The following is a 22,492-nucleotide window of genomic DNA, read 5'->3' as shown; positions in this document are numbered from 1 at the left end:
CGACTTATCCGGTTTGAAAAAGGGTTCGGATAGTGATTGCGCGCACAACAGGGGCGGCGATACGCGGAATACTTGTGGCACTGATGGTGCTGACACCCGCGTTGTACCTGCCTGTATCATCGACGAACGGGACCGAGATTCTGGTCTTCCTCGCGATTCTCGCGTTCATCCTGACATTCGCCGAGTACAATTCCGCCTTTCCCAGCTTTATTGAATTTCGCGATGCGCCGCCGGTGAACCGTCTGCGGTTTGTCGGGCTGATGTCGATGGTCACCTTTCTGACCCTGGTTTGCAAAAACGCCTATGAGCCGACTGAGCTGACCGCGTTCGCCTACACCGCGGGTCTGGCCGTCGCGAATGTCGCGGACTTTCCCTATTCCCCGGTTCGGTTGATCGTGCTGATGCTGCCCTTGGATGCGGGCCAGCCGTTGATCGAATTGGTTCGGATCGCAGCCAGTGTGGCCTATGTGGCCGCCTTGGTCACCGTCGCCAGCTTTGCCTATGCGGTCAAAGTGCGTGGCTGGCCCACGGGCAATGGCGCCTTCAACGTGTGGACCAATCTACCGTTGTTTGATCCGACCAAGGGCGGCGATGTCGTTACCCGTCTGCAACGCGATGGCCGCCTGAATATCTGCATTGGCGTTCTGCTTCCCTTCCTCATTCCGGCTGTAATCAAGCTCATGAGCAGCGTCGTCGCCCCGATCTCGCTGAGCAATCCGCAAACGTTGATCTGGACAATGTGCGCCTGGGCCTTCCTGCCCGCCAGCATGATCATGCGCGGCATGGCGACGCTTCGCATCGCGGGTCTGATCGTGGAAAAGCGCCGTGCCTATTCGACAAGCGAGACAACGCAAGCCGCATGATCCGTGCCCTTGTTCTGCTGCTGCTGCCTTTATCGGTGCAGGCAGAGGTTTATCGCATCTCCACCTACAACACTGAACTCAGCAGAAACGGCCCCGGCCTGCTGCTGCGCGACATCCAGCGGGATGATGCGCAGGTTGAAGCCGTTGTCGAGGTCATTGCCGCTGCGCGACCTGATGTCATTGCCCTGCAAGGCATCGACTGGGATCTCGAAGGCGCAGCCCTGAGCGCCCTGTCCGAGAAACTGCGCGAGGCAGGCCTGGATTTCCCCTATCACTTTTCCGCCCAACCAAATGCTGGGCTGGAAACGCCGCTGGATCTGGACGGTGATGGCAAAACGCAAGGCCCCGGAGACGCGCAGGGCTGGGGGAAGTTCACCGGCCACGGAGGGGTGGCGGTGTTGTCCCGTTTCGAAATCATGACCGATGACGTTCAGGATTACACCGATCTGCGGTGGAAAGACCTGCCTGGGGCTGCTTTGCCACGCAAGGATGGGCTCCCCTTCCCGTCTCAAGCTGCGCACGACATTCAGCGCCTGTCCTCGACCGTGCATTGGGTGCTTCCGATCGAAACCCCGCAGGGGCGATTCAGCCTGATGACCTTTCACGCTGCCCCACCGGTTTTTGACGGACCCGAGGATCGCAACGGTCTGCGCAACAGGGATGAGATTCGCCTGTGGTCGGTTTTTCTGAATGGCGGTCTGGGGCCAGTTCCTCAAGGCCCCTTCGTGATAGCCGCGGACGCCAATCTCGACCCGAGCCGCGGAGAAGGCCACAAACAGGCCATTCGCGCGCTTTTGACCGATCCCAAGGTGCAGGACCCGATACCAAAGGATCCATCGGGGTCATCAGCAACGGTCGAATGGAAAGCCACCGGGGAAATGCGCGTTGACTATGTGTTGCCGTCCAGTGATCTGCAGATCTTGGAAACCGGCATTGTCTGGCCCGTGGAAGGTGACACGCTGTACGACAGTGCCCGACGCGCCAGCAGGCATCGACTGGTCTGGGTTGACATAACCCTACCCTAGAACCTCGCCCCTGTTCCCGGTTGTTGGCGACGAAGCGGCACGTTGGGACGGAATGGCGGAACGCAAGGCATCCTCTAGCTTCGTTTTAGAAAACGAGGCCAGCAATTCTTTCATATAGCCGCCATCCAATTGATGCGGCACGTGCCAGAGGTACCGCATCTCGATCAAATGAGGGGCCATGCGCCAGAACGGGCGGGCCAATTGCAGTGGCCACCATTTCATGCGCCGCACTGCAACCGGCCGGCCGGTGACTTGTGAAAGGGATTGAGCAATCTGCGTCCCGGTCAAAGTATACCCTTCAAAGGGAACATCGCAAAAACGCGGAAGGTCTTGCCGCATCTCTGCCAGCGCGACGGCGGCGCGGGCCAGATCAGGCAGAAAGGCCCAAGCGTGCGGTGCGTCCGGATCACCGGGGTAAACGAACTGACCGCGCGAAAGACGTTTGATCATGACCTGATCGAACCAGTTTCCGGATGCATTGGTGTCGATGAAATCCCCGGCGCGCAAAAGGATGGTGTGCACGGTTGACGCGCGATAGGCCTCTTCCATCTCGATCCGAACCCGGCCCAGAGGGTTGGTGGCCTGATGCGGAGTCCCGCCCAACCATGGACCCGGCGTATTTTCACCAAATACGTAGACATTGCCCGGCACGATCACGGTCGCCCCCGTATCTGAGGCCGCATCTATCACTCGTTTGGTCAGCACCGGCACATCGCGTGCCCAATCGGGATAGGGCGGGTTCCATCCGTTCACGATGACGTCCACGCCGCGCGCCGCCTGTGACAGCGAATCAGACCTGCGGTCAAATTCTGTCACGTCCCAGCCCGCGCGCCTGAACGCCAGGGCTGCGTTGCGTCCAAAACGACCTGTTGCGCCCAGTACCAGTGCAGATTGTGCCATGTTTGCCTCCTGACTGAGATCAATCTAGCCATTCACTTCGCGCAAGGAATTGCCGCAATTCGCAGAACGTGTATTCATTTCTGAATGGACAAAGCTCTGACACATGCAGATTGGTCTCTGATCCAATGCTTTCTGGCCGTGGCCGAGACGGGATCGCTGTCCGCCGCCGCACGGCATCTAAATCGCAGCCAACCCACTTTAGGGCGGCAGGTCCAAAACCTCGAGGACGAGCTGGGTGTCTCTCTTTTCGATCGCCACGCGCGTGGTCTGAAGCTCAGCGAAGCGGGTTCACAGCTTTTGCCGATGGCCCAGCAGATGCACAGCGCCATGACCGCGTTCAGTCTTGCCGCTGCTGGGCAATCGCAACAGCTTGAAGGTTCGGTGCGCATCACCGCATCCGTCTTTGCCTCGCATCACCTGCTGCCACCGATACTGGCGTCCATCCGCAAGCAGGAGCCCACGATCCAGCTTGAACTGGTGGCCACTGACACCACCGAGAATCTGCTTTATCGCGAGGCGGATATCGCCGTGCGGATGTATCGTCCTGCGCAGGTGGATCTCATTTCCCGCTATCTCGGGGATGTGCCGCTGTGCTTTTGTGCGGCAAAGTCCTATCTGGACCGGAAGGGGCGCCCCAAGACACCCGAAGAACTGTTTACGCATGATCTGGTGGGGTTTGACGCGAACCAGGAGATCATCAAAGCCATGCGTGAAAAGGGATGGCCAGCCAGCCGCGACAGTTTTGCCACCCGCTGTGACCTGCAAAGCGCCTATTGGGAACTGATCCGGGCGGGCTGTGGCATAGGCTTCAGCCAGGTACAGGTTGCCCAAGCCGACCCCGACGTGGAAATCCTGCCGCTGGATGTAGACATCCCGATTCTACCCGTGTGGCTGGCCGCACCTCAGGCCATGCGCCAGACCCCGCGCATCCGCAGGGTCTGGGATTTGTTGGCAGAAGGGCTCAAAGCCGCTCTTTGAGGGTCAAAGCGGACCGGTATAAGTTCCACGCGCGGGATAGTTGTTGCCCAATGTGAATTTCAAACCACCCGCAATATCCGACATGGACGGGCGACCGAAAGGCGTGGTCTGTTGCCACGCATAGTACAGCGTGCGGTCGGGTGTGATGTAGAAATGCCCCGGCTCTGCGAACAGATCCGGTTCGGCGCTGCCTTCGCGCTTGGTCGAGATGTTAAGACCCCAATCATCCCGCGCAGCGGACAGGGGAAGGCTGTGGCCCACACGCAGGCGCGACGCTCCGGCTTTTTCGGCGGCTTCCGCTGCGCGCTCGGCTGTATCGGTGGTGATCATGATAACCTCGACGCCCAGCGCCGCGAAGTCATCCAGCGCCGCTTCGACCTCGGCCATCTGCTTGATGCAGATCGGGCAATGCAGCCCGCGATATTGAATCACCAGCGTCCCGTTTTCGCCCTTGTCCGCGTCAAGATCGAAGCTGCCATGGGCAACAGTTTCGATTTTCAGCGCAGGAACCGGATTTCCAGGAGTCAGCATGTGTTTTCCTTCTGTTTTGGCAGGTTCGTCTCATTGACCCGATGCAACGCAGACGCTAGGCCCTGTGCAACAAAACGCAAGGAGACCCTTCATGTCCAACCCTTCGCTCCTTATCCTGCCCGGAGACGGAATTGGCCCGGAAGTCATGGCCGAAGTGCGCAGAATCATCGATTGGTTCGGCGCCAATCGCGGTCTTCAATTTGACGTGAGCGAGGATCTGGTCGGCGGTGCCGCCTATGACGCCCACGGCAAGCCTCTGTCCGATGAGACGATGGCCAAGGCGCAAGAGGTCGACGCGGTTCTGCTGGGCGCTGTCGGCGGTCCGAAATACGACGATCTGGATTTCAGCCTGAAGCCCGAGCGCGGCCTGCTGCGCCTGCGCAAGGAAATGGACCTGTATTCGAACCTGCGCCCGGCCCAGTGCTTTGACGCGCTGGCTGACTTCTCGTCGCTGAAGAAAGACATCGTTGCCGGTCTGGATATCATGATCGTGCGCGAACTGACCTCGGGCGTCTACTTCGGTGAACCGCGCGGCATCTTCGAGGAAGGCAATGAACGCGTCGGCATTAACACCCAGCGTTACACCGAATCCGAGATTGAACGCGCCGCACGCTCGGCCTTTGAACTGGCGATGCGCCGGAACAAAAAGCTGTGCTCGATGGAAAAAGCCAACGTGATGGAATCGGGTATCCTGTGGCGCGAAGTGGTCAACCGTGTTGCCGCTGACTACCCCGAAGTTGAGCTGAGCCATATGTATGCCGACAACGGTGCCATGCAGCTGGTGCGCGCGCCGAAACAGTTCGACGTGATCCTGACCGACAACCTGTTCGGTGACATCCTGTCCGACTGCGCCGCGATGCTGACCGGGTCTCTGGGTATGCTGCCGTCGGCATCGCTGGGCGCGCCGATGGCCAATGGACGCCCCAAGGCGATGTACGAGCCCGTACACGGATCCGCCCCCGATATCGCGGGTCAGGGCAAAGCCAACCCGATCGCCTGCATTCTCAGCTTTGCGATGGCTCTGCGCTACAGCTTTGATCAGGGTGAGGAAGCCGATCGGCTGGAAGCTGCGATCGAGAAGGTTCTGGCCGACGGCGTTCGCACCGGCGACCTGCTTGCGGATGAGGGCGTTCAGCCCGTCTCGACCAGCGAAATGGGCGACGCGATCCTATCTGCATTGGACGCAAGCGTCTAAGCAACGAAAGTAAGAAATGACAAAAGGCGGTGCACCGGGCACCGCCTTTTTTTGTTTTGGCGTTTTCGAGATTGATTTAATTGCCGCCGAAAATGTTCTTCAGCAGATTGTTGATGTCATTGGCAAAACCTCCGCGCTTTCGACGGGGCTGCGGCTGGGCAACCTGAACCGGTGGTTCCGGCGCCATCATCGGCAAGGGCGTGGGCGTCATGCCCTCGGTCACGCGCAGCATGGTTTCTTTCCAGATCTCGGCCGGCAAGCCACCACCGGTCACGCCGGACAAGGGCGTGTTGTCATCATACCCCATCCAGACCCCGGTCACATAATCCGCCGTGAACCCGATGAACCACGCATCGCGCGCGGCTTGGGTCGTGCCGGTCTTGCCCGCCACCTGCCAGCCGGGCAATTTGGCCCGCCCGCCGGTTCCTTCAGAGACCACGCGCTCCATCATCCAGGTCAGTTGTTTGGCAGCCTTTTCATTGATCACCCTCTCGCCAATACCGGTCGTCGTGACCATGACGGGTGTTTCGTCGCCCAGCAGCTTCAGTTCGGTCAGCCCATAAGGTTCAACCTGTGAACCGCCATTCAGGATGCCCGCATAAGCCCCGGTCATCTCGATCAACGTGCTTTCAGATGCACCAAGCGCCAGCGCAGGCCCCTGTGCCAGGTCGCTGGCAATCCCAAAGCCGCTGGCCACCGTCCGAACATTGTCCAGGCCGGAAATCTCGGCCACTTTCACCGCCGGTATGTTCAGCGAGTTTTTCAGCGCATCCGCCAAGGTCACCCGCCCATAATACTTGTTGGTGTAGTTCTTGGGGCACCACTGGCCTGACCCCGGAATATCGACGCAATAGGGTTCATCCATCACCGTATCCAGCGGCGAATATCCAAGTTCCAGCGCGGTGGCATAGACGAATGGCTTGAACGATGATCCCGTCTGTCGCAACGCCTGCGTCGCCCGGTTGAACGCGCCAGACACGCGTGTCTTGCGCCCACCAACCATCGCGCGCACCGCACCGTCGGCCGACATCACCACAATGGCCGCCTGTGCCTTTGATCCTTCGCGCACTTTTTCCTGAAAGATGAATTTCAGCGCCTCTTCCGCTGAGGTCTGAATGCGCTGATCCAAGGTGGTCCGGATCACCACATCTTCGGTCGTGTTGCGGGTAAAGAACTCGGGCCCGCTGGCCATGACCCAATCTGCAAAATACCCCCCGGCCCGCGCAGCCGCCGCCTCGGACAGTTGGGCCGGGCGCGCCCGCGCTTCGCTGGCCTGCGCAGCGGTCAGATAGCCCTGATCCTCCATCAGACCGATTACAAGGCGGGCCCGGTCCTGCGACCGTTGCAGATTGTTCGTCGGCGCATAGCGTGTGGGCGCAACCAACAGCCCGGCCAACATCGCTGCCTCGGCTGGCGAGACTTCGGCGGCGGACTTGCCAAAGTACCGCTGGCTTGCGGCCTCGAACCCGCGCGCGCCTGCACCAAGGAAAGCCCGGTTCAGGTAGATCGTCAGAACCTCATCCTTGGAGTATTTCACCTCCATCGCCATTGCATAAATGGCCTCTTTGGCCTTGCGCCACAGCGATCCCTGACGGCAATCGGCTTCATAGGCGGCCTCTGATTCCCATTCTGTCGGATCATAAGGCACGCCCAGACACAGCAGTTTGGCCGTTTGCTGCGTTATGGTTGACCCGCCATGCCCGGACAACGGGCCGCGCCCTTCGCTCAGGTTGATGCGCACGGCGCTTGCCACACCGCGCGGGCTGACCCCGAAATGGCGATAGAACCGTTTGTCCTCGGTCGCGATGACGGCGTTTTTCAGATGCGGCGACACCGTATCAGCAGTGATCACCCCGCCAAACTGGTCGCCCCGCCAGGCAAACACTTTGCCGTCGCGGTCCAGCAGCGTGACAGACCCGCGCGCACGGCCGTCCAACAAGGCATCCAAGTCAGGCAACGAGGAATAGACGACACCCACCGCCAAGGCGATCAGGATGGCCACGACCGCTCCGACCCGCCAGGTCAGACCCCAGACCATGCGCCAGACCCAACGGAAGAAACGACGCAAGATGCCGCCGCCTTTGCCCCCCGATCTTTTGCGCGTCTTTTTGCGCGCAGTTTTGCGTGAGGTGGTTTTGCGAGCCGTCGCCTTCTTGCCCGCCGGGCGCTTGGATGCCGACGGTTTACGACCCTTTGACGGGTACCTTTTATCCGCAACCAATTTCGGCTTGCGTCGCTTGGACTCAGTCATGCTCAAACTCTGCCCGGGTTTTCTTTTGCGCCACCATACCCCGGTGATCTGAGTATGTAGAGGTCCGAATTTCCGAAATTTCCCCTCACAATACTGCCTATTATTTAATCAGATCGCCTATTTTGTGCAAATAATGTGCAATTTTTCGCCGTTTGGCGATCCTTTGGCCTCAAGAGCCGTTTCTTACCACGATCAGTCGCGCATTTTTCTGCAGGTGCAAACAAACCGGTTCCGCCGGAGAACCAGAGGGGAAAGACGTGAAACTGATCATTGCGACAATCAAGCCGTTCAAGCTGGAGGAGGTGCGCGAGGCACTGACCGAGGCCGGCGTGCGCGGCATGATGGTAACCGAGATCAAGGGCTTCGGCTCGCAATCCGGCCACACCGAAATCTATCGGGGGGCCGAATACGCGGTGAACTTCGTGCCCAAGATCAAGCTGGAAATCGTGGTGCCTGCCGCGATGACCGACCAGATCGTCGAGACCATCACCAAAACCGCCAAGACCGGAAAGATCGGCGACGGCAAGATTTTCGTCCTCGATGTCGAGCAGGCGCTGCGCGTGCGGACCGGGGAAACCAACGAAGAGGCGCTGTAGGCGCCGCGACCGACAATCATTCGAGGACTGAACATGAACCTGATGAAATCTCTCATTCCTGCCGCGGCGATCGTCGCGCTGCCGCAGATGGGCCTGGCGCAAGAGGCCACCGGCGAGACTGCGCAGCATACGCAATACATCCTGACTTCGCTGTTGTTTCTGGTCGGCGGTTTTCTGGTATTCTGGATGGCTGCGGGCTTTGCGATGCTCGAAGCCGGCCTGGTGCGTTCCAAGAACGTTGCCATGCAGCTGATCAAGAACATGGGCCTGTTTTCCTTTGCAGCCATCATGTATTGGCTGGTGGGCTTCAACCTGATGTATCCGGGCGACGGCTGGACCATCACCGGCATTCTGGGCGCGTTCTCGCCAACGTCACTGGAACCGGTTGGTCTGGAAGGTGTCGAAACCGACCTGTCATATGCGTCCGTCGGATCGGACTTCTTCTTCCAGCTGATGTTCTGCGCCACCACCGCGTCCATTGTATCGGGCACCATGGCCGAGCGCGTCAAACTGTGGCCCTTCTTCTTTTTCGTGATCGTCCTGACAGGCATCATCTACCCGATCGAAGCGTCCTGGCAGTGGGGTGGCGGCTGGTTGTCCGAGATGGGCTTCAGCGACTTCGCCGGCTCGACCCTGGTTCACGCCGCAGGTGGCTTCGCAGCTCTGGCCGGTGCCATCGTACTGGGCCCGCGCATCGGTAAATACAACAAGGAAGGCAAAGTTGTGCCTATCCCCGGCTCGAACCTGGCGCTGGCAACCCTGGGGACGTTCATCCTGTGGCTGGGTTGGTTCGGCTTCAACGGCGGCTCGCAGCTGGCCATGGGCACGATCGGTGACATGGCCGACATCAGCCGTATCTTCGCCAACACCAACATGGCCGCCGCCGCCGGTGCCGTCGCCGCCCTGATCCTGACACAGGTGATGTATGGCAAGGTCGACCTCACCATGGTTCTGAACGGCGCGCTGGCCGGGCTGGTCTCGATCACCGCCGAACCGCTGGCACCGTCGCTGTTCCAGGCGCTGATCATCGGCGGCATCGGCGGCGTGATCGTGGTCTACACCGTGCCGCTGCTGGACAAGATGAAGATTGATGACGTGGTCGGCGCCATCCCGGTTCACCTGATCGCGGGCTTCTGGGGCACCTTCATCGTGGCATGGACCAACGGTGATGCGTCCTTCGTGACCCAGATCATCGGCTTCGCGGCCATCGGCATCTTCGTCTTCGTGGTCAGCTTCATCCTGTTCTCGATCCTCAAGGCCACCGTCGGCCTGCGGGTGGGCGAGGAAGAAGAGATCAACGGGCTCGACATGGGCGAACTGGGCATGGAAGCCTATCCCGAGTTCTCGAAAGGCTGATCCCACTTCCACCCAAACAAAAAAACCCGGGCATTCGTGCCCGGGTTTCTTGTTTCGCAATGCCTGAAAATCAGACGCCGACGTCGACAATCGCCTGCGCAAGGATCGGAACGGTGTTGGCGTTCAGACCGGCAATGTTCAGGCGGCTGTCGCCAACCATGTAGATGCCGTGTTCAACGCGCAGTTTCTCGACCAGTTCAGGGGCCGCACCCAAGCGCGAGAACATGCCGCGGTGCTGGGCGATGAAACCAAAGCGGTCCGAGCCGCTCAGACGCTGGAGTTCGTCGGCCAGTTGGCGACGCAGGCCCAGCATCGACAGGCGCACCTCTTCCAGTTCGGCCATCCAGTCGGCGCGCAGGGCTTCGTCCATCAGGATCGTGGTCACAACACGTGCGCCGTGGTCGGGCGGGAAGGAATAATTCTGACGGTTCAGGAATGCCAATGTGCCCTGGTTCAAAGCGGTCTGCCCGGCATCGGCGCTGATGGCCATCAGCAAACCGGTGCGTTCGCGATAAACGCCGAAATTCTTCGAGCATGACGCCGCTATCAGGCATTCCTTGACCGAAGACGCGACCAGACGTGTTGCTTGCGCATCCTCTTCCAGACCGTCGCCGAAGCCTTGATAGGCGATGTCGATCATCGCAACGAGGCCAAGCGCGTTGATCAGGTTCACGACCTCCTGCCATTGAACCATGTTGAGGTTGGCGCCGGTCGGGTTGTGGCAGCAACCGTGCAGCAGAACCACATCACCCGCTTTGGCGGTCTTCAGGTCTTCGATCATGCCGTCGAAATCGACACCACGGGTTTCGCCGTCGAAATACCGGTACGGGACGGCCTCCATCCCCAGATAGTTCAGGATCGACAGGTGGTTCGGCCAGGTCGGGTTCGACACGAACACACGCGCCGACGGGTTGGCCATGCGGATCATCTCAAACGCCTGACGGCACGCGCCGGTACCACCCGGGGTCGCGACAGCGGCAATGTTGCCACGCGGAACCGAAGTGCCGAGGATCAGGCCGATCATCGCATCGGCATAGGCCGGATCACCGGCCAGACCGGTATAGGCTTTGGTTTCCTGCTCTTCGAGAATGCGCTTTTCGGCTGCTTTGACCGCGCGCATCACGGGCGTCACGCCCTCGGCATTCTTGTAGACGCCGACGCCCAGGTCGATCTTCTGATCACGCGGGTCTTCGCGGTACATCTGCATCAGCGCCAGGATCTTGTCGGCAGGCTGCGGTTTCAGGTTCTCGAACATCAGGTCTCTCCGGTTGCGACGGGCAGGGTCGGGAAGGCGCCCCATTCAGCCCATGAGCCGTCATAAAGCGAGTGGTCTTTCTTGCCCATGCGCTCAAGCGCAAGGCTGAGGATCGCGGCGGTCACGCCAGACCCGCACGAGGTGATCGCCGGTTTCGACAGATCGACGCCCGCGGCCTCGAAAATGGCGCGGCACTCTTCCGGCGACTTCATGGTACCATTGGCGTTCAGCAACTGGCCAAAGGGGACATTGCGTGAACCCGGAATATGCCCCGAGCGCAGCCCCTCGCGCGGTTCGGCTTCGGCCCCGGAAAACCGGCTGGCAGAACGGGCGTCGATGATCTCATGATCACCCAGCTTGGCGGCGGCGGAAACTTGCGTGACATCCCGAACAAGCTGATTTTGCACCCGGACGGTCATATGACGATCACGGATGACTGGCGGCAGGTCTTCAACCTCGCGCCCTTCCGCCTGCCATTTGGGGAATCCACCATCCAGAACCGCGATGTTTTCCTGCCCCATAAGACGGAACAGCCACCAGACGCGCGCGGCCGACATCAGCCCGGCGCCATCGTAAACCACGACCTGATGACCATCACCCACACCCATCGCCCGCAGGCGCGACATGAATTTCTCGACCGGAGGCGCCATATGCGGCAAGTCGGAACGGTGATCTGATATCTCGTCTATGTCAAAGAACCGCGCCCCGGGGATGTGGCCTGCGTCATATTCCGCCCGTGCATCACGATTTTGCGCGGGCAAGTACCACGACCCGTCCAGAATCCGCAGATCCGGATCCTTCATATGCGCGGCCAGCCATTCGGTGGATACGAGGGTTTTTGGATCGTCCTGCATCAAAGCCTCCCCTAAGCGCGCTTGATTTTTCCCTATACCCGGCGGCATAGGGGTTCAAGGCTGGATAGCGCTCACTTGGCGCTGCGCAGGCGGAAATGTTGGATAATCCCAATGAGGCTGATCAGAATCCAGAACCCCTCGATCAACATTGACGCGAGATTGAAATTCTGGAGCAGGGAATACACGATCAGCACCGAGCCCAGCAGGTTGATCACCGGAAAGGCCAGATCATCCGAGTTCATCATCCGCATCTGTGTTGCGAAATAAGCAGCGACCACGATCAAGGCCCCGAAAGAGCCGATGGCGTCGACGATGGTCAGGCTGTCGAAAAATGCGGTCATGAATGGGCCTTGCCGTTCTCTACAAATTCGGTGTGTTGGGCGTAATGATGCATGTTCAGAAAGGCCGCCCCCGTTGGACCGGCGCGATACCCGTGCGGAAGATCGGCCGCGAAACGCAACCCCTGCCCGGCCTGTAGGGAAACCCACTCGTCTCCGCGCAGGATCTCAAGCGTGCCGTTCAGAACAAAGACCTCCTCGGTCACGCCTGTCGCGTGGGCGGGCGACTCGTGGCTTTGGTTCGGCTTGAGGTTGACGTGGAACGTCTCGGCCCCCAGAGCGGGATCGAATGGAAAGACGATCTTGACCTCGATCGTGCCGGGGAAAGTTACGGTCTGAAAAACCGAAGGATCCCCGTTCATCGTATCGATCAGCGCGCTGAGCGGCAGTTGAAACCCCTTGGCAATTTTCCACAGCGTTGCGATGGTCGGGCTGGATTCGCCGCGCTCGATCTGCCCCAGCATGGCTTTGCTCACGCCCGTCATCTCGGCCACTTTCGACAGGCTCAGGCCCGATGCCGCGCGCACGTCTCGCAGTTTCAGCGTTATATCGTCAGAGTTCATCTCATCGTCCCGCGAATCCTCTTGTGCGTTATAGCGCACATGTGGTACGTGCGCTATAACGTACGAACCCCAAGACATGCAACCCGAGGCAACAGGGAAACAGCATCATGCCATTGTACCGATCCAGAACCTCAACCCACGGCCGCAACATGGCTGGCGCACGCGGCCTTTGGCGCGCCACCGGCATGGGAGACGATGATTTTGGCAAACCGATCATTGCCATCGTCAACTCGTTCACCCAGTTCGTGCCCGGTCACGTCCACCTAAAGGACCTGGGTCAGATGGTTGCGCGCGAGGTCGAGGCCGCCGGTGGCGTTGCAAAAGAATTCAACACGATCGCGGTGGATGACGGCATCGCAATGGGCCATGACGGGATGCTGTATTCGCTGCCCTCGCGCGAAGTCATTGCGGATTCGGTCGAATACATGGTCAACGCGCATTGTGCCGACGCGATGGTCTGCATTTCGAATTGCGACAAGATCACCCCCGGCATGCTGATGGCCGCGATGCGCCTGAACATCCCTGCTATATTTGTTTCGGGCGGGCCGATGGAGGCCGGCAAGATCGATATCGCAGATCTGGATGCCAAGAAAATCGACCTCGTCGACGCCATGGTCGCCGCGGCGGACGACAGATTCACCGACGAACAGGTTCAACACATCGAAGAGAATGCCTGCCCGACCTGCGGGTCCTGTTCTGGCATGTTCACTGCGAACTCGATGAACTGTCTGGCCGAAGCATTGGGCCTGGCTCTGCCGGGCAACGGCTCGACACTGGCGACACATGCCGACCGCAAAGAGCTGTTCCTTGAGGCAGGCCGCCGGATCGTCGAGATCACCAAGCGCCATTATGATCTGGACGAAAAAGGTTTTCTCCCACGCGAGATTGCCACCTTCGAAGCATTCGAAAACGCCATGAGCCTCGACATCGCCATGGGCGGGTCCACCAATACGGTGCTTCATCTGCTGGCCATTGCGCATGAGGGTGGCGTCGATTTCACCATGTCCGACATGGACCGCCTGAGCCGCCGCGTTCCCTGCCTGTGCAAAGTCGCGCCCAACACCGAAAATGTGCACATGGAAGACGTCCACCGCGCCGGAGGTATCTTCTCGATCCTCGGAGAGCTCAGCCGCGCAGGCCTGCTGCACGAGGAATGCAACACGGTACATTCGGCCACAATGGGCGAAGCGATCGCCAACTGGGACATCAAGGTCGCCAACAATCCAAAGGCGCAGGAGCTGTTCAAGGCCGCCCCCGGCGGTGTGCGCACCACACAGGCGTTCAGCCAGTCCAACCGGTACAAGGAACTGGACACCGACCGCGAAGGCGGCGTGATCCGCTCGAAAGAACACGCGTTCAGCCAGGATGGTGGTCTGGCCGTTCTGTTCGGCAATATCGCCCGCGACGGCTGTATCGTGAAAACTGCTGGCGTGGACGCCAATATCCTGAAATTCACCGGCTCGGCCTACGTGTGCGAAAGTCAGGATCAGGCGGTCAACGACATTCTTACGGGCAAGGTGAAAGAAGGCGATGTGGTCGTCATCCGCTATGAAGGCCCGCGCGGAGGCCCGGGGATGCAGGAAATGCTATATCCGACGTCATATCTGAAGTCCAAAGGACTTGGCAAAGCCTGCGCGTTGCTGACCGATGGCCGTTTCTCGGGCGGCACATCAGGCCTGTCGATCGGACATGTATCACCCGAAGCGGCCGAAGGCGGTGAGATCGGTCTGGTTCAGAATGGCGACACGATCGAGATCGACATCCCCAACCGCACCATTCATCTGGCGGTTTCGGATGAAGAGCTGGCCGCCCGCCGCGAAGAACAGGACGCAAAGGGGTGGGAGCCCGCCGCACCGCGCAAGCGCAAGGTGTCAACCGCGCTCAAGGCCTATGCCAAGCTGACGACAAGCGCAGCAAAAGGGGCTGTTCGCCAAGTCTAAGCACCTGCGCGACCGGCTTGCCGAGGCGGCGAGCCGGGTAATCAACCGCCCTCAAGAGCTCCCACGCCCAAATCGCACCATCAGCTTCGCCGATGCCACGTTTGGCCTTGGGCCCGGCGCCGCGCAACGCGCGGCGCCGGGCCCAACCGGAGGAGATGTTTCGCAAGAAATATCGACGACGGGCGGAAGCACCCCCACCGTCAGTCGCCCAATTTGGCGTGGATTTCGTCCAGATCGATTTCACCGATCGGCATCTTGTTCGCCGGGTTTTCGAAGTCGTATTTGAACAGCTCGAAATCCTGCTTGTAGATCTCATAGACCAGATGCATTGACAGATCGTCAAAGTAGTCCTCGACCGGATGCGCACGTTTTGGCCCATGCCCTTCGGATTCATTGAACCGTGGGATTTCGGACAAATTGACCGGGTGCTTCAGCTCGACATTGTCCAGAACATCCTGCATCCCGTCATTGAACGCTTCTGTCCAGAATATACGGTCATAGTGACCGCCGTTCACGATGAAGGTAGACACGTGGCCTGACATCGCAGACCAGTGAATGTCCGGGTCCATCGGGCGCCGCCACCGGATCGTATCACGTGCAAACAGCAGAAACCGGCGGAAGCTGGCGATCTGGTCAAACTCTCCCTTGCCGTCGTCGCCGCCCACTTCGATCCCGTAGTTATAGATCAGCGTCGGCACCAGATTGCCGCGGTATCTCTTGCCGTTGCGCTGAATGCCACAGATCTTGTCAAAGAATGAGCTGAGGATGCGGGTGTAGGGATTGCGCACGCAAGTGAACGAATAGGACGCGTGATTGCGCACATTGTTCGAGATCAGCTCCTGGCTCTGATCAAATGCCCATTTGTGCATGCCGTCCTTGGCATCATGGATGTCACCGTCAAAGAACTGACCATGATCCGAGAAATACATGATCTGACCAATGGTCGAGCAGGCACATTTGGGCACCACGCGGTACACCATGCTTTCGCTCTCGGTCATCCAGGTACCGGGAAACCCCATCTGCTGCGCCTCCTCCGCTGGCCAGGTCTCGATCCGATACGCCAGCTTTTGGTTACAAAGAACCAAAATTATTCTGTTTATTCAATCGTTCATCCTCAGTATCACGGTTGAAATCAGGCAGAAACGGATATTGCGTAATCTCAATGGCAAAAGTCGCCTATATATTGCTGTGTCACAAGGACCCTGAAGCCATCATTGCACAGGCCGAACAACTGACCGCTGTCGGCGATTGCATGGCCATCCATTTTGACGCCAGCGCCAGCGCCGAAGCCTATGAGCGCATTCGTTCCGCACTGGATCAGAACCCCAATGTGACCTTTGCAAAAAAACGCGTCAGATGCGGCTGGGGAGAATGGTCGCTGGTCCGGGCCACGCTGAACGCCCTGGAAGCCGCCGTGGAAAATTTCCCCCGCGCCACACATTTCTACATGCTGTCGGGTGACTGCATGGCGATTAAAACCGCTGAATACACGCACCGTTACCTCGACGATAACGACAAGGATTTCATCGAAAGTCACGATTTCTTTGAAAGCAACTGGATCAAGACCGGCATGAAGGAAGACCGGCTGATCTATCGCCACTACTTCAACGAGCGCACACAGTCCAAGCTGTTTTATGCCGCCTATGAATTGCAAAAGCGCCTCGGTCTGACGCGGGACATCCCCCAGGACATTCAGATGATGATCGGCAGCCAATGGTGGTGCCTGCGTCGCAGAACCGTCGAAATGATTCTGGATTTCCTGCGTCAGCGCCGGGATGTGATCCGTTTTTTTTCGACCACGTGGATCCCTGATGAAACCTTCTTTCAGACGCTGGTGCGTCACCTGATCCCAAAAAACGAGATTGAAAACCGAACGCCGACCTTCCTGATGTTCTCGGACTATGGAATGCCGGTCACGTTCTACAATGATCATTATGACATGTTGCTGGGCCAGGATTATCTGTTCGCCCGCAAGATCAGCGCCGAGGCGCATGAGTTGAAGGCCCGGCTCGGCTCGCTCTATGCAAGTGAGGGTGTCGATTTCCCGATCTCGAACGAGGGGCGCAATCTGTATGCGTTTCTCACCGGCCGCGGGCGTATCGGCCGCCGGTTCGGACAACGCTTCTGGGAAGCCGCGAGCGTACTCGGCCCGGAACGGGAACTGTTCGTGATCGTCTGCAAGAAATGGCATGTCGCCAAACGTCTTGTCGATCAGATCGCATCTGAAACGGGTATTCCTTGCGTAGAATACCTGTTCAACGAAGAAAATACGTTGCTGCCGGACCTGGGCGGGATCGAATCCACACTGACCAAGCGCTCTCGTCACCGGCGCGCCGTTCTGCGCCTGTTGTTCGACAGTTTCGGGTCGGATCAGCTGGTGCTGTGCCTTGACCCGGCCAATCTTGACGCGCTCGAGGATTTCTGCGGCGACCAGGCCAAAACTCACGTGCTTGAGATCGAATGCGAATACTCGGACGACTATCTGATCGGCCACGCGCGTCGCGTCGGGTTGGCCGGAGACAACAGCCCAACCGAAACCGTTGCTTCCTTGCTGCCGACGCTTCGCAACGATCTGGGCTATGAATCCGAACGGATCCGCGCCGCCCGGCTGGACAATTACCTGCGCCTGCGGGAAACGGCCCCGCGCGCCGAGAACGAAGCGGTTATTGCCAAGTTTCTTGGGGTTGGTGAAGACAAAGCCCAAGCCATCATGCAGTTGGATTACCTTTTCCTCGACTGATCCCCAAAGCCCTTCACAGATTGTCTGCCCGAAGGCTGGCACCCGTGACCCGCGCAATCCAAATCGCGGATGGCAGATGTTCCGCCACGCAAGGCAGCAGCCGCCTCCGCAACTGCACTCGTGATTTTTATTCAAATATCGGATACTGTGCAGCCAATTGGGCCATTTTGTTCATACTTTTTCCATCAGCAACACGGCCCTTGCCAGGAACAAACACAGATAACAGGCAGGTCTATTATTCTGAATGACCGGTGTCCGAGCTTCGAAGAACCAGAGGCACTGGCTGACCGAAGATTGAAATATTGCAACGCAACTCCGGGGGGACACAGTTGTGACCATAGATCAAATTTCCAAATCCAGACCTTACACCCCAAGCGACGCAGACTGGAAGATGATATATGATGTCCTTCCGGGCAAAGCTCAGATCGCCGACCCAGCCGTCATCAACCCACAATTCGAATGTATCGAGGTGACCGGAAACGCGGTTCTGCCAGCGAACGGCATGTATATCGTGCTGCGTGGCGTGGTTCAGTTGCGCCAGAACGGGAAACCATTGGCCAGCGCGGATGTCGGTGATTACTTCTATGAAGAACACCTTCAGATCTCGGATATCCCTGTCAGCCTTGAAGCGCTTGCGCTGGATGGAACCCGGTTGGCGTATCTATCCAGCCAGAACTGGCTTCAGATACCAGAGAGCGTCCGGCAACCCTGTTTTGCAACGATGTTTGGTGATCTGGTCAGCGTTCAGTTGCAGAATTTTCAGCAGCCGATCAATTGTTGCAGTGTCACGGCGGCCGCTCTCAGCATGTCGGCGCTGGGGTTCAGCTGCGAAGTGAATGACATCTTCCGCGAATGCGCATTGCCCTCGTCCTTTGTCGTGAACGACGGAATCTCGCTGGGCGAGCTTTTTGACGTCGCCTGCACCTACATTCACACGCAGGGGCTGCGCGAGAGGGTTCAGGTTCAGGCCTATTTCATGGACGCAGACACAACCAGTGTGCCGCTGCTGCTTGAGGCGATCGACGAATCCAACCGGCTGGGCGGTGACAACGACATTCTGGTGGCGAATTTCCAGGTCGGTCTTGCCCATGGCAACGAGACTATGCCCGGCGGCCATTTTGCCGTCATCGCCAAGTGCAATCCAAGCACGGGGCTGGTGCATATGATGGATGTGCACCCTGAGAAATACGGCAAGCTTTGGGTGACAACCGTCGAACGGTTGTGGCAAGCCATGTCGGATCGTGATGGAACCTCGATGCGGTCCCGCGGCCTGTTGCGGTTTTCAGCACGGGCAGCGGTCAAGACGCATCTGAAGACCTTCAAGCAGCGGTGCAACTACGTCGACAGCACACGTTACCTGGCGAAAGACCCCAAGAAACGCCGCAACCTGTTCCGCCGGGCGACCCCCAACATGAACTCGATAGGCGTTTTGGTGGAAAGCCTCGCCATTCACGGCGACTACAGGGTGGACGAGGACGAGTTGCTGCGGGCGGCCCAGGTGTCGTTCACGGATACTGTCCGCCGGGTCGCCACCGCCAAAGACATGCACGACATGGTCGAAAAGTATATCAGACAATCCGAGAACCTGCATCTGAGCAGTTCGTTCCAGAGCTTTGAGACCCGCGACGACAAATCAATCCAAACCCCCGAAGACTGGTTCAAGGTGCAGTTGAAAAGCCTGACCCCCGACAGCAATCGCCACCTGATGATCAACATCGACTTCAATCGCGTCACCGGGATCGAGGCGATCCGCCCGCCGGACAACGTGTTCCGGGAAACTGCGTTGCTCGAAGAGTTCTGGTGCCTGTGCATAGACTATGACGAGGATGAAGACGTTGTGACCATAGTCGATATGAGTCCGGCAACCTCGCAGGTCTGGCAAGCGCCGCGGGGCAACATTTTCCGTGGTCTGCGGGATCTCGAAGACCCTGCATTGTTGGTGATCGAAGAGGTCGAACCGCCCGAAAACCCAAGCGATGTTGCCAGCATCATCAAGCACAATACGATGGTTCTGTTCTACGAGGACGAAGACCCGTGGTCCTATATGCTTCGCAGCATTCTTTCGAATATCGGGGCAACGACCGTCAAGCAGATCGACGTGGGCGGGCGCGATCCCAATATGATCAGGATGCGGCGGCAACTGGTGACGCTGGGCGAAAGACCGGACGTGCCGTATTTGTTTTTCAAAGGGAAATGCATCAGCAAAAGTGAAAAGCTGGAAGACATCGTAGACATGATCCAGGCCGGTGAATTGCAGGCCAGGATGCGCAAGGAAGGGCTGCCGGTATCCGAACTGAATGAAACCCCAAGCCTTGAGAAGAACCCGTTCGGCTACCCCAAGGGGGTGATGAATCAAGTAAACGCCGGAAAGCGAAACGTATTGCTCTGCGCCTGCGGGTCGTCGGCGGCGGACAAGATCCCCGAGCTTGTCGAACGTATTGTCGACGCGGGGCATAACGTGAAACTGATCCCGTCTGTTTCGGCCGAGAAGTTCTTTCGGGATTTCGGTGCCGAACGGATCGACGCCAAAATCACCCACAATGACTATTACCGCGACGATGACGAGTGGAATTTCCGCTATTTGAATTTCGACATGCCGGTGCGCGCCTCGCATCTGGCACTATGTGACTGGGCAGATTGCGTCATCGTGGCCCCCATCACCTGCAACACGATGGGTAAAGTTGCCAATGGCATCGCCGACAATCTTTTGACCTCGGTCTTCGTGGCTTGGCAATACCAGAAGAAACCCGTGATCCTCTGTCCCGCGTGCAATACAAATATGTGGAACAATATCACCACGCAGAACAACGTCGACAAGCTTAAGACGCTTGGGGTCGATTTCGTCGGACCGCGCGAAGGTCGCCTTTCGAACGGCCGAATGGGCATCGGCATGATGGCAACGCCGGACCAGATCATGGAAGCTTTGGCGGATGCGTTCGAGGAATTGGACGACCAAAAGTATCGCGTCTGCAAATGGGCGCGCGAAGCCGCTGCCGCCGATGACATCAACGAATGGAAGCGCGTGTTCCGCGCCATCGACGAAGGGGTCGTGGGCGTCAACATCGTGGACGAGGCCCATGGAGATTCACTGTTGCACTATGCAGCGGGCGGTGAAGGCGAACTGGGCGAAAGCGGCCATGATCTGGGCAAGCCGGATTATGAGGCCGCCCAAGACCTGATCGACAGGGATATCGACGTCAACATTGTCAACGATCACGGGTTCACCGCATTGCATGTGGCGGTGATGAACAAGGCACCGAAGATGGTGGAAATCCTGCTGCGGGCTGAAGACATGGATGCGACCCCGTGCATCGAATTCGTTCAGGGCATGCAGATCGAACCGGAAATCCGTTCCATGCTGGACGCCTGGGCGCAAGATCACAACCTGAAGATGGCAGACCCTGAACAGGGGCGTGACGAAAGCTTCGTGGCCGTCAAAGAACCCTCCTACCTGTATTTCACCTATGGGTCCCTGAAGCAGGGCTTCCCCAATCATGACGCACACAGCAAAGTTCTTAACGACTTCGTGGGAATGGCGCGCACCCGGCAACCGATGCCCCTGATCATCCCGAAGGAACCATTCTGCGACAATCCCAACTGTGGGTATCTGCATCGCATGGCAACGCTTGTGGATCAGCAGGGGATGGGCAAGCAAGTGGGTGGAGAGGTCTACCGTGTCACCGAATCCGGTCTCCGCGAACTGGACAGGCTGGAAGGGTATCACGGCCCCGGCTCACCCGAGAATGTCTATGTGCGCAAGAAAATCAACGTCGTCATCGACGGGGCGATGAAACCCGCATATGCCTATGTGATCGCGGATCCGGAAAAATACCTGAAAAGCTGGCGCGAGGGTACGTCCGAAGTGGTGAGCGACTACACGCTGGATATGGCGCAAGGCGAACCCAAACCCGGGTTTGAACCCGTGGCCTAACACTCCCGCGTGCTGATCGGTGGCGGTTCCGCGCTATCCTTGATGCTGAGGTTATAGGCCGTGATCGCCACCATGCACAGCAGCACGAAGGGCCAGAAACTGGCCTTTGGAATCAGGTTGTCCCGATAATGGATGATCCGCAGCGACGTTACCGCCTCTGACGCGAAAAGGTACGTGTTGATCGAAACTGCCAACAACATGAAATACATAAGGAAAAAGAACGACTCCATATAGATCACGGGCGATCCGGCGAATCCTTCGCGCAGTTGCACATGGGCCAGCAGGATCACGAAGAACAGAACCGAACAGGTGCCGATCACGCTGGACGTGCTGAAGTCATGCCGCTCTACCAGACCCTCGCGGCGCGTGACGGTCATGACCGCACCGAACAGCAGCATCACCACGACCAGCAACGGGATCATGTGAACGATGAACGCGTTTGCAAAATTGCGTTTGATGACGAAGTTGTAATGCAACTCGGGCGTGTTGGTCTGGTAAGCGTTCTGCCGGATGCCCAGCGTCGTATCCAGTTTCGACAGCTTGTAGTCGAAATAGGTGTTTTCTCGCTCCCACGTGCCCATCACGATCCGGTTGTCGATCCCGAAAATGTCATCCGGTCCGGTCGCCGGATAAGCCTCGAAGTCAGGAACCAGCGCGATATTGACCTCGAAAGAAGCGGGCGAGAACCTCACCCAAACCGTTTTATGATCGAAGGGATAGCTGGTGTAGTCGAAGCTCTGGCGCAGGGTTTGTTCAAAATACCAACCAATCAAGACGCCGTCGGGTTGTGACAAGCGGTATGCCTCTTCAACTAGGCCGCTTGCCGTATCGACCGCTTCGGGCAGAAGAAATCCAACCTCACCTTCGGCGGGAAGGATCGCATCATGTTCCTTTTCCTTGTAGTGCTGCCAGATATAGCCGGTAAGCCGCACGTCACTGGCGCCCAGAAAGCTGAACGACTTTATGAAAATCCCCGTTCTCAAACGATAGTCCGGCGCCACGTCCATTCTGCACAGATACGCATCTACCGAAGCCTGATCGGGCAGCTGCGTCAGGTCTTCCTCGAAATGGTTCAGTTCGATCCAAAGCTTGAGCAACAAGGCGGCCAACCCAAAGGTCAGCAGGCCAGAGATAAGCCAAACCTTTTTTTCGACGCTCATTCAGCCTCCTGCCTTG

General features: G+C 58.4%; 18 protein-coding genes. 9 read left to right on the top strand and 9 right to left on the bottom strand.

Features of this window, described 5'->3' with window-relative positions; genetic code table 11:
- Positions 1–32: 32 nt before the first annotated feature.
- Complete coding sequence (locus FIU92_RS16875) at positions 33–863, top strand: hypothetical protein (RefSeq protein WP_152459720.1); 831 nt, start codon at positions 33–35, stop codon at positions 861–863.
- The gene (locus tag FIU92_RS16870; RefSeq protein ID WP_152459719.1) at positions 860–1,888 is read left to right on the top strand and encodes an endonuclease/exonuclease/phosphatase family protein; all 1,029 of its coding nucleotides are present in this window, start codon (positions 860–862) and stop codon (positions 1,886–1,888) included. Before FIU92_RS16875 ends, FIU92_RS16870 begins: the two co-directional genes overlap by 4 nt.
- On the opposite strand, the gene FIU92_RS16865 is transcribed toward FIU92_RS16870, so the two are convergent.
- A complete protein-coding gene (locus FIU92_RS16865; protein ID WP_152459718.1) occupies positions 1,880–2,788 on the bottom strand; it encodes an epimerase in 909 nt (302 codons plus the stop codon). The genes FIU92_RS16870 and FIU92_RS16865 overlap by 9 nt on opposite strands.
- A gap of 84 nt (positions 2,789–2,872) precedes the next feature.
- On the opposite strand from FIU92_RS16865, the gene FIU92_RS16860 reads away from it, so the two are divergent.
- On the top strand, positions 2,873–3,766 hold the full coding sequence (locus FIU92_RS16860) for a LysR family transcriptional regulator (RefSeq protein WP_152459717.1): 894 nt from the start codon (positions 2,873–2,875) through the stop codon (positions 3,764–3,766).
- A gap of 3 nt (positions 3,767–3,769) precedes the next feature.
- On the opposite strand, the gene FIU92_RS16855 is transcribed toward FIU92_RS16860, so the two are convergent.
- Positions 3,770–4,297 carry a redoxin domain-containing protein gene (locus FIU92_RS16855; RefSeq protein ID WP_152459716.1) on the bottom strand — a complete coding sequence of 176 codons (528 nt, stop codon included), beginning with the start codon at positions 4,295–4,297 and terminating at the stop codon, positions 3,770–3,772.
- A gap of 91 nt (positions 4,298–4,388) precedes the next feature.
- Between FIU92_RS16855 and leuB the strand changes: the two genes are divergently transcribed.
- Positions 4,389–5,492 carry a 3-isopropylmalate dehydrogenase gene (leuB, locus tag FIU92_RS16850; RefSeq protein ID WP_152459715.1) on the top strand — a complete coding sequence of 368 codons (1,104 nt, stop codon included), beginning with the start codon at positions 4,389–4,391 and terminating at the stop codon, positions 5,490–5,492.
- 76 nt (positions 5,493–5,568) lie between these two features.
- Here the strand turns inward: leuB and FIU92_RS16845 are convergent, their stop codons facing one another.
- Positions 5,569–7,743 carry a transglycosylase domain-containing protein gene (locus FIU92_RS16845; protein WP_152459714.1) on the bottom strand — a complete coding sequence of 725 codons (2,175 nt, stop codon included), beginning with the start codon at positions 7,741–7,743 and terminating at the stop codon, positions 5,569–5,571.
- A gap of 257 nt (positions 7,744–8,000) precedes the next feature.
- Here FIU92_RS16845 and FIU92_RS16840 point away from each other — a divergent pair, with 257 nt between their 5' ends.
- A complete protein-coding gene (locus tag FIU92_RS16840; protein WP_152459713.1) occupies positions 8,001–8,339 on the top strand; it encodes a P-II family nitrogen regulator in 339 nt (112 codons plus the stop codon).
- A gap of 33 nt (positions 8,340–8,372) precedes the next feature.
- Positions 8,373–9,695 carry an ammonium transporter gene (locus FIU92_RS16835; protein ID WP_152459712.1) on the top strand — a complete coding sequence of 441 codons (1,323 nt, stop codon included), beginning with the start codon at positions 8,373–8,375 and terminating at the stop codon, positions 9,693–9,695.
- 70 nt (positions 9,696–9,765) lie between these two features.
- Here FIU92_RS16835 and FIU92_RS16830 read toward each other — a convergent pair whose 3' ends face one another.
- The 4 genes from FIU92_RS16830 to FIU92_RS16815 all read right to left on the bottom strand — a co-directional run bounded on the left by FIU92_RS16830 (position 9,766) and on the right by FIU92_RS16815 (position 12,705).
- Positions 9,766–10,950, bottom strand: a complete 1,185-nt coding sequence (locus tag FIU92_RS16830) for an amino acid aminotransferase (RefSeq protein ID WP_152459711.1) — start codon at positions 10,948–10,950, stop codon at positions 9,766–9,768.
- On the bottom strand, positions 10,950–11,804 hold the full coding sequence (gene sseA / locus FIU92_RS16825) for a 3-mercaptopyruvate sulfurtransferase (RefSeq protein WP_152459710.1): 855 nt from the start codon (positions 11,802–11,804) through the stop codon (positions 10,950–10,952). The genes FIU92_RS16830 and sseA overlap by 1 nt, the downstream gene beginning before the upstream one ends.
- 71 nt (positions 11,805–11,875) lie before the next feature.
- Positions 11,876–12,145 carry a hypothetical protein gene (locus FIU92_RS16820; RefSeq protein WP_152459709.1) on the bottom strand — a complete coding sequence of 90 codons (270 nt, stop codon included), beginning with the start codon at positions 12,143–12,145 and terminating at the stop codon, positions 11,876–11,878.
- Complete coding sequence (locus tag FIU92_RS16815) at positions 12,142–12,705, bottom strand: helix-turn-helix domain-containing protein (protein WP_152459708.1); 564 nt, start codon at positions 12,703–12,705, stop codon at positions 12,142–12,144. Before FIU92_RS16815 ends, FIU92_RS16820 begins: the two co-directional genes overlap by 4 nt.
- A 107-nt stretch (positions 12,706–12,812) precedes the next feature.
- On the opposite strand from FIU92_RS16815, the gene ilvD reads away from it, so the two are divergent.
- Positions 12,813–14,645: a dihydroxy-acid dehydratase gene (ilvD, locus tag FIU92_RS16810; RefSeq protein ID WP_152459707.1), complete on the top strand. Its 1,833-nt coding sequence runs from the start codon at positions 12,813–12,815 to the stop codon at positions 14,643–14,645.
- A gap of 200 nt (positions 14,646–14,845) precedes the next feature.
- Here ilvD and FIU92_RS16805 read toward each other — a convergent pair whose 3' ends face one another.
- A complete protein-coding gene (locus FIU92_RS16805; RefSeq protein ID WP_152459706.1) occupies positions 14,846–15,664 on the bottom strand; it encodes a sulfotransferase family protein in 819 nt (272 codons plus the stop codon).
- A 143-nt stretch (positions 15,665–15,807) separates the two neighbouring features.
- On the opposite strand from FIU92_RS16805, the gene FIU92_RS16800 reads away from it, so the two are divergent.
- Positions 15,808–17,385: a DUF5928 domain-containing protein gene (locus FIU92_RS16800; RefSeq protein ID WP_152459705.1), complete on the top strand. Its 1,578-nt coding sequence runs from the start codon at positions 15,808–15,810 to the stop codon at positions 17,383–17,385.
- Between the two features lie 331 nt (positions 17,386–17,716).
- Complete coding sequence (locus tag FIU92_RS16795) at positions 17,717–21,316, top strand: flavoprotein (RefSeq protein WP_152459704.1); 3,600 nt, start codon at positions 17,717–17,719, stop codon at positions 21,314–21,316.
- Here FIU92_RS16795 and FIU92_RS16790 read toward each other — a convergent pair.
- Positions 21,313–22,476 (bottom strand): hypothetical protein, encoded by a 1,164-nt coding sequence (locus FIU92_RS16790; RefSeq protein ID WP_152459703.1) that lies wholly within the window; start codon positions 22,474–22,476, stop codon positions 21,313–21,315. The two genes, FIU92_RS16795 and FIU92_RS16790, sit on opposite strands and share 4 nt — an antisense overlap.
- Positions 22,477–22,492 lie beyond the last annotated feature (16 nt).

This window comes from Ruegeria sp. THAF33 (assembly GCF_009363615.1).
Lineage (GTDB): Bacteria > Pseudomonadota > Alphaproteobacteria > Rhodobacterales > Rhodobacteraceae > Ruegeria.
Note: the sequence above shows the minus strand (reverse complement) of the source record. Positions and strands in the feature narration are given on the sequence as shown.